General features: G+C 70.5%; 4 protein-coding genes. All 4 read left to right on the forward strand.

Annotation, left to right across the window (positions count from 1 at the left end; all coding sequences use genetic code 11):
* Window positions 1–313: 313 nt before the first annotated feature.
* The 4 genes from TX83_RS10000 (at window position 314) to TX83_RS10015 (ending at window position 6,734) form a co-directional block, all read left to right on the forward strand.
* Window positions 314–2,911: a bifunctional aspartate kinase/diaminopimelate decarboxylase gene (locus tag TX83_RS10000; protein WP_261370091.1), complete on the forward strand. Its 2,598-nt coding sequence runs from the start codon at window positions 314–316 to the stop codon at window positions 2,909–2,911.
* 57 nt (window positions 2,912–2,968) lie between these two features.
* On the forward strand, window positions 2,969–4,327 hold the full coding sequence (murL, locus tag TX83_RS10005) for a UDP-N-acetyl-alpha-D-muramoyl-L-alanyl-L-glutamate epimerase (RefSeq protein ID WP_064747806.1): 1,359 nt from the start codon (window positions 2,969–2,971) through the stop codon (window positions 4,325–4,327).
* Complete coding sequence (murD, locus tag TX83_RS10010) at window positions 4,308–5,699, forward strand: UDP-N-acetylmuramoyl-L-alanine--D-glutamate ligase (RefSeq protein WP_064747807.1); 1,392 nt, start codon at window positions 4,308–4,310, stop codon at window positions 5,697–5,699. The genes murL and murD overlap by 20 nt, the downstream gene beginning before the upstream one ends.
* A 237-nt stretch (window positions 5,700–5,936) precedes the next feature.
* Complete coding sequence (locus tag TX83_RS10015; RefSeq protein ID WP_064747808.1) at window positions 5,937–6,734, forward strand: dienelactone hydrolase family protein; 798 nt, start codon at window positions 5,937–5,939, stop codon at window positions 6,732–6,734.
* Window positions 6,735–6,973: the final 239 nt, after the last annotated feature.

A 6,973-nucleotide genomic window follows, 5' to 3' on the forward strand; every position in this document is an offset into this window, starting at 1 on the left:
GAGGTTCCGTAGGGCCCGTGCAGGTGGCGGTACACAGGGAGTGCGAAAGGCGGGGCCTGGGAAAGAACAGCGAAGGAAGGGGGCGGGGCGGCGCTCGGGAGCGGGCAGGTTGGACTAGAATCGTCGTTTCGTGCCCGGGTCCCCGGGCGAGCGCGTGATTCTAAGGGCGCCTGCCGACGGCTGCACGCCCCGGCGCGCACGAGCAGCAAGTGCGGAATCCCGGTGCGGCCGTGCGCGGCCCGTAGCGGGCGGATCGACCTGCCCCGGCGCATGCCGGGCCCAATCAAGCGGAACGACAATCGAGGAAACAGTGGTGGCGCAACAGACAGGCTGGGTGGTGCTCAAGTTCGGCGGTACTTCGGTATCTCGCCGCAACCGTTGGGACACGATCGGACGCCTGGCCTCGAAACGCCTGCACGAAGACGGCCGCCGGGTGCTGGTGGTGGTCTCGGCGCTGTCGGGCGTCACCAACGAACTGCAGGCGATCGCCTACGCCCCGGTCGGCAGCGACGAGGGGCTGGCGGCGCGTTTCGCCGGCCTGGTCGAGCGCCATCGCAGCTTCTGCGCGGAACTCGACCTGGATCCGGACGCAGTGCTCGGCGAGCGCCTGGCGAAACTGGTTGCGTTGGAAACCGATCCGCGCGCGGCCAGTCGCGCGCTGGACTGGCAGGCCGAAGTGCTGGGCCAGGGCGAGTTGCTGTCGTCGACCCTGGGCGCGGCCTACCTGCGCTCGCAGGGCCACGACTTCGGCTGGAGCGACGCGCGCGACTGGCTGGACGCGGTCTCGCTGCCCAACGCCAGCGAGTGGGCGCAGCGGCTGTCGGTGAACTGCCGGCATCAGGCCGAGCCCGGCTTCGTCGAGCGCTTCAGCGCGCAGCCGACCGCGATGCTGATCACCCAGGGCTTCATCGCCCGCCACGGCGACGGCGGCACCGCGATCCTGGGCCGCGGCGGTTCCGACACGTCGGCCGCGTATTTCGGCGCCCTGCTGAAGGCGCAGCGGGTCGAGATCTGGACCGACGTGCCGGGCATGTTCAGCGCCAACCCGCGCGAAGTGCCTGAGGCGCGCCTGCTGGCGCGGCTGGACTACGCCGAAGCGCAGGAAATCGCCACCACCGGCGCCAAGGTGCTGCACCCGCGCTCGATCGCGCCGTGCCGCGACGCCGGCGTGCCGATGGCGATCCTCGACACCGAGCGTTTCGATCTGCCCGGCACCCGCATCGACGCCAGCGCGGCGACGGTACCGGGAGTCAAGGCGATCAGCCGCCGCAACGGCATCGTCCTGGTGTCGATGGAAAGCATCGGCATGTGGCAGCAGGTCGGCTTCCTCGCCGACGTGTTCGAGCGCTTCAAGCGCCACGGCCTGTCAATCGACCTGATCGGTTCGTCGGAAACCAACGTCACCGTGTCGCTCGACCCCAGCGAGAACCTGGTCAACAGCAACGTGCTGGAAGCGCTGTCGACCGATCTGGCCGAGGTCTGCCGGGTCAAGGTGATCGCGCCGTGCGCGGCGATCACCCTGGTCGGCCGCGGCATGCGTTCGCTGCTGCACCGGCTGTCCGACATCTGGGCCGCGTTCGGGCGCGAGCGCGTGCACCTGATCTCGCAGTCCTCGAACGATCTCAACCTGACCTTCGTCATCGACGAGGCCGACGCCGACGGCCTGCTGCCGCACCTGCACCACGAACTGGTCCGCGGCGGCGCCATGCCGGTGCGCGACGACAGCGTGTTCGGGCCGAGTTGGATCGAGATCGCGCACGGCAAGCCGCAGCGCGCGCCGGCCTGGTGGCAGGGCAAGCGCGAGAAGCTGTTGGCCCTGGCCGAGGCCGGCACCCCGCGTTACGTCTACGACCTGGCCACGGTGCGCGAACGCGCGCGTTCGCTGATCGGCACCGAATCGATCGACCGCTGCTTCTATGCGATGAAGGCCAATTCGCATCCGGCGGTGCTCAAGGCCATCGTCGGCGAAGGCTTCGGCCTGGAGTGCGTGTCGTTGGCCGAGATCGAGCGCGTGTTCGAGGCCGTGCCGCACATGGCGCCCGAGCGGGTGCTGTTCACTCCCAGCTTCGCGCCGCGGCGCGAATACGAAGCGGCCCTGCGGCGCGGAGTGATCGTCACCCTCGACAACATCGAAGCCCTGCAGCGCTGGCCGGAGACCTTCCGCGGCCGCACCCTGTGGCTGCGCCTGGACCTGGGCCACGGCGAGGGCCATCACGAGAAGGTCCGCACCGGCGGCGTCGCGGCCAAGTTCGGCCTGCCGCTGGCGCGCTTCGACGCCTTCGTCGAAGAAGCCCGCCAACTCGGCGTGCGCATCAGCGGCCTGCACGCGCACCTGGGCAGCGGCATCGACGACCCGCAGCACTGGCGCGGCGTCTACGCCAGCCTGGCCGGGCTGGCCGACAGCGTGGGCACCATCGAGACCATCGACATCGGCGGCGGCCTGCCGGTCGCCTACACCCCGGAGGCGCCGCAGTTCGACCTCGACCAGTGGCGAGCCGGCCTGGCCGAGATCAAGGCCGCGTATCCGCGCTACGGCCTGATCGTCGAGCCGGGCCGCTACCTGGTCGCCGAAAGCGGCGTGCTGCTGCTGCACGCGACCCAGGTGGTGGAGAAGGACGGCGTGCGCCGGGTCGGCTGCGACGCCGGCATGAACGCGCTGATGCGGCCGGCGATGTACGAGGCCTACCACGGCATCCACAACCTCAGCCGCTACGACGACGCCGACACCGCGATCTTCGACGTGGTCGGTCCGGTGTGCGAAAGCAGCGACGTGCTGGGCCGCGCCCGGCCGCTGCCGGCCGCGACCGCCGAGGGCGACACGATCCTGGTCGCCGACGCCGGCGCCTACGGCATGGCGATGGCCAACACCTACAACCTGCGCGCGCTGCCGGCCGAGGAGATCGTCGAATGATCTCCCGGTCGAAGAAAAAACCGCCATGCGCGACCGTTACGATTCGAGAGTGAACCCGTGAGCGATCAATTCCAACGCGACGCCGTGCGCGCCTTCCGCTTCGTCCGCTGCGGCCTGGATACGGCCACCGGCGTGGCCGAACTGGTCTACGCCTTCGACGACGGCCCGGAGCTGGTCGAGACCGTCACCGTTCCCGGCGCGCCCTTCGTCCTCGACGACGCGCGCCGCACGGCGGTCGAACGCATGCTGCGCCTGCTGCACCTGATCGCCGGCGTGAGCTACTACAAGGCGGCGGTGCCGCCGGAGATCCGCATCGACGGCTATGCCATCGATTCGGACACCGCGCAGTTGCTGGAGCTGATCTACGTCAACGGCCTGGGCGAGTTCGCCTACCGCAACGGTCTGGACCTGCACGGCAGGATCCGCTTCCCGGTCGGCGCCGACGCGCAGCCGCAGGCGCCGGCGCTGGGCCTGCGCGAGCACGCCTTGGTCGCGATCGGCGGCGGCAAGGACTCGCTGGTCAGCATCGAAGCCCTGCGCAGCCTCGGCGTCGAGCAGACCGTGACCTGGATCGGCGGCTCGCAGTTGATCGCCGCCTGCGCCCAGCGCACCGAACTGCCGACCCTCAACCTCGGCCGCGCGCTGGCGCCGCAGTTGTTCGAACTCAACCGCCAGGGCGCCTACAACGGCCATATCCCGGTCACGGTGGTGAATTCGGCGATCATGGCCTTGGCCGCGCTGCTGCGCGGCGCCGACCAGGTGGTGTTCTCCAACGAGCGTTCGGCGAGCTACGGCAGCCTGATCGAGGGCACCGGCGAGGTGAACCACCAGTGGTCCAAGGGCTGGGCCTGCGAACAGGCCTTCGGCGACTACCTGCAGCGGCACGTCGCCGCGGATCTGCGCTACTACTCGCTGCTGCGTCCGCTCAGCGAGCTGGCGGTGGCGCGCCAGTTCGCCCGCAGCGACCGCTACGACGCCCATTTCAGCAGCTGCAACCGCAATTTCCACATCCTCGGCGAGCGTCCGGCCAGCCGCTGGTGCGGCGTATGCCCGAAGTGCCACTTCGTATTCCTGGCGCTGGCGCCGTTCATGACCAAGCCGCGCCTGGTCGGCATCTTCGGCCGCAATCTGCTCGACGATCCGGGCCAGACCGGCGGTTACGACGCGCTGCTCGAGTATCGCGACCACAAGCCCTTCGAGTGCGTCGGCGAAGGCCGCGAATCGCGCGCGGCGATGGCGGCGCTGAGCGAGCAGGCGCAGTGGCGCGAGGATGCGCTGGTCGAGCGCTTCGCGCGCGAGATCCGGCCGCAGCTGCAGGACGAGGACCTGAGCGTCGAGTCGGTGCTGGCGCTGGACGTCCAGCACCGCATTCCGGCCGCGCTGTGGGAACGCCTGCGTGCGCATTTCGCAGCTTGACGGCCGCCGGGTCGCGTTGTGGGGCTGGGGCCGCGAGGGCCGCGCCGCCTACCACGCGCTGCGTTCGCGCCTGCCGCGGTCGGCACTGACCCTGTTCTGCAGCGTCGAGGAAGCCGCCGACGCGCGCGGCCTCGGCGATCCGCTGCTGGCGATCGAAACCATGGCCAGCGCCGAGCGCCTGGCCGCGTTCGAATTCGTGATCAAGTCGCCGGGGATCAGCCCGTACCGCGCCGAGGCCCAGGCCGCCGCCGGGCAGGGCACGCGTTTCCTCGGCGGCACTGCGCTGTGGTTCGGCGAGCATGCGGACGCGCGCACGGTGTGCGTGACCGGGACCAAGGGCAAGAGCACGACCACCTCGCTGCTGGCGCACTTGCTGCGCGCCGGCGGCCACCGCACCGCGCTGGCCGGCAATATCGGCCTGCCGCTGCTGGAGGCGTTGGACCCGCAGCCTATGCCCGAGTTCTGGGCGATCGAGCTGTCCAGCTACCAGACCGGCGACGTCGGCGCGAGCGGCGCGCGGCCCGAGGTCGCGGTGGCCTTGAACCTGTATCCCGAACACCTGGACTGGCACGGCTCGCAGGCGCGCTATGTCGAAGACAAGCTGCGCTTGCTGACCGAGGCCAAGCCGCGCATCGCCGTGCTCAACGCCAATGACGCGGTGCTGGCCGGCCTGCGCCTGCCCGACAGCGAGATCCGCTGGTTCGGCGACGGACGCGGCTGGCACTTGCGCGGCGACGCGCTGTGGCGCGGCGAGCGCGAGATCATGGACACGGCCGGCCTGCCGCTGCCGGGCCGGCACAACCGCGGCAACCTGTGCGCGGTGCTGACCGCGATCGAGGCCTTGGGCCTGGACGCCGCGCCGCTGGCGCCGGCGGCGGCGAGTTTCCGGCCGCTGCCGAACCGATTGCAGCCGATCGGGCGCAGGGACGGCATCGACTACGTCAACGACTCGATCAGCACCACCCCGCACGCGACTCTGGCCGCGCTCGAGGTCTACGCCGGCCGCCGCATCGCGGTGTTGGTCGGCGGCCACGACCGCGGCCTGGACTGGCAGGCCTTCGCCGACGCCATGCGCCGGCAGGCGCCGGTGGCGATCGTGACCATGGGCCAGAACGGCCCGCGCATCCACGAACTGTTGGCGCCGATCGCGGCGCAGTCCGACGTCCGCCTGTCGGCGGCGCGCGATCTGGGCGAGGCCATGCAGCAGGCTCGCGCTGCGCTCGGCGCCGAGGGCGGGGTGATCCTGCTGTCGCCGGGGGCGCCGAGCTATGGCCCGTACAAGGACTATGTCGCCCGCGGCCGGCACTTCGCCGAACTGGCCGGGTTCGACCCGGAGGCGATCAGTGCGATCGCCGGACTGGGCATAGCCTGAGGCAAGGAACGGACAGCGAGCGGCCTGGCGTCGATCATCGTCCCGGCTCGCGTGCCCGATCCGCGACGCCGGCCGCGAGTCGCGCATCGACCCGAGAGCGAAGACGGCGACGGACGCCCGCATGAGTCCGCCGCGCGGCGGTCGCTCGTGCTGGCGGGCCTGCCTCGCTCCAAGACCGTCACAGCGTCGGTCCTGTAAACGCGCTAGTCTCGCGATCCCAACCGCCGGAGTCCTGCCATGCGCCGTCTCGTCGCCGCCGTGTCGCTCTTGCTGTGCGCCTCGCCCGCGTTCGCGGCGATCAAGACCCAGCCGGTGGAATGGACCTTGGGCGAGGACCGGTTCCGCGGCGTGCTGGTCTACGACGACGTCAATGCGATCAAGCGGCCCGGGCTGGTGATGGTGCCGAACTGGATGGGCGTCACCGACCACGCGATCCGCCTGGCCGGCGAGATCGCCGGCGACGATTACGTGGTATTGGTCGCCGACGTGTACGGCCGGGACGTGCGGCCCAAGGACAAGACCGAGGCCAAGGCGGCGGTGGGCAAGGTCTACGGCGACGGCGGCGTCACTTTGCGCAAACGCGTCGCCGAGGCCGTCGCCAACCTCAAGGCGCAGGCCAAGAGCGCGCCGCTGGACCCGCAGCGGATCGGCGCGCTGGGCTTCTGCTTCGGCGGTTCGGCGGTGCTGGAACTGGCCCGTACCGGCGCCGACCTGGCCGGCGCGGTCAGCTTCCATGGCGGACTCAAGGCGTACTTGCCGGGCAACGGGGTCAAGATCGACACGCCGGTGCTGGTGCTCAACGGCGCCGCCGACAAGTCGGTGCCGCAGGCCGACATCGTCGCGTTCGAGCAGGAAATGAACGAGGCCGGCGCGGACTGGCAATTCGTCAACTACAGCGGCGCAGTGCACTGTTTCTCGCAGATCGAGGACGCGGCCAATCCGCCCGGCGACAACTGCCGCTACGACGAGCGCACGGCCAAACGCTCCTTCGCCGCCATGCGCGCATTCTTCGGCGAGCGCTTCGGCCAGCGCTGAGCCGCCCGGCGCTGTCCCGTCCAAAGAGTAGGAGCGGCGCGAGCCGCGACCGCGAAGCCTCCTCGCGGCGCAGCCGCGTGCAACGCCCTGCAGGAGCGGCGTAAGCCACGACCACCGAAGCGATGCACGCAAGCGGACTCGCAAAAAATCCGGATACCCGACCTGCGCGCAGATCGCCGAATGCGAATCGGCTTCGGAGACCGGCGTGGTATCGCACCGCTGCGGCTGTCGCGGCTCAC

The organism is Lysobacter antibioticus HS124 (assembly GCF_000336385.2).
In the GTDB taxonomy this organism is placed as follows: domain Bacteria; phylum Pseudomonadota; class Gammaproteobacteria; order Xanthomonadales; family Xanthomonadaceae; genus Lysobacter; species Lysobacter firmicutimachus.

Excerpts from the sequence above, each read along its gene's own strand:
- TX83_RS10015 (WP_064747808.1), top strand. The coding sequence starts at position 5,937 with ATGCGCCGTCTCGTCGCCGCCGTGTCGCTCTTGCTGTGCGCCTCGCCC.